This is a genomic window from Bacillus sp. JJ1127 (genome assembly GCF_036965845.1).
GTDB lineage: Bacteria > Bacillota > Bacilli > Bacillales > Bacillaceae_G > Bacillus_A.
Genome location: NZ_JBALQK010000344.1, coordinates 787 through 1,818 on the forward strand (window position 1 = coordinate 787; position 1,032 = coordinate 1,818).

A 1,032-nucleotide genomic window follows, 5' to 3' on the forward strand; every position below is an offset into this window, starting at 1 on the left:
AGAAGAAGGTCAAGAAGTTTCTTTCGAAATCGTTGAAGGTAACCGTGGACCACAAGCTGCTAACGTTACAAAAAACTAATTAGCTAGCGAAAAAAAGCATTCCGAATTTCGGAATGCTTTTTTTATGCCTTCGAACCAGACTCATCAGAAGACAATTCTCCATTAAAGGCACGTTTTTCAAAATCATCCAGCATTTGCTCATATTCTTCATGTGCTTCTGTCGCATACACTTGCGGATTCTTTCCATATATATCCGTTCCGATGAAGTTTTCAAAGTCTTCTACGTAACCACGTGGCTCTTCAGCATCGACATACATCTCGTTAAAGTTTTTAGAATCGCGGCGTTCTAAATCAGCTGGTGTTTCTGATGTTCCGTATAAGGCGACGTCTTGCCAAGCATCCTCAGCATCGTATGCAACAGCACTGTCTAAATCATATTTGCCAAATCCCTCTAGTAGTTCTTCTTCAACGGGACGTACTTCTAGATTTAATTTATTTGTTGTATGTTCAATACAAGTTGTTGCAGTTGGCATTGCTTCCAATCTTTCCAGTGGAATTTCTTCACCAGACACTTCACAAATACCGTATGTGCCAGCTTCAATTTTTTCCAGGGCGTGCTTTGTATCTTGCAGCTGTTTATTCCATAATTCAATCAGCCCGAAATCTTTTTCTCGTTCGTATAATTCGGTAGCCATATCACCAGGGTGGTTATCATAAGCAGATAATTCCCCAACAGATTCCCGTTCAGAAGCACGATCTTCACTCTCATGATTTTGTAGCGTTTGTTCAAGTTCTTGCTGTTGCTGTTCTAACATGGATTTAAAATGATTGATTTGTTGTGGAGTTAACATAGTAGTATCCACCTTCCTACAATTCGGTTTCTTTATGTAGTATGGGCTGGATTGTGGGAATTATCCCGCTATTTGCAGGCGGTAGTACTCCGACTGCAAAATTTAATGAAAAACAAAGAAGTGAAGTGGGAGATAAGCTACCTGTAAAAGCCTGATTCGTTCAACTATATATACATCAATT

1 protein-coding gene and 1 pseudogene are annotated in these 1,032 nt (G+C 39.5%); one reads left to right on the forward strand and one right to left on the reverse strand.

From position 1 onward, the window contains the following. Positions 1–79: pseudogene (gene cspD / locus V7183_RS24045) on the forward strand (cold-shock protein CspD); the annotation flags it as partial. A gap of 43 nt (positions 80–122) precedes the next feature. Here the strand turns inward: cspD and V7183_RS24050 are convergent. Beyond that, the gene (locus V7183_RS24050) at positions 123–851 is read right to left on the reverse strand and encodes a TraR/DksA C4-type zinc finger protein (protein WP_335361084.1); all 729 of its coding nucleotides are present in this window, start codon (positions 849–851) and stop codon (positions 123–125) included. Positions 852–1,032 lie beyond the last annotated feature (181 nt).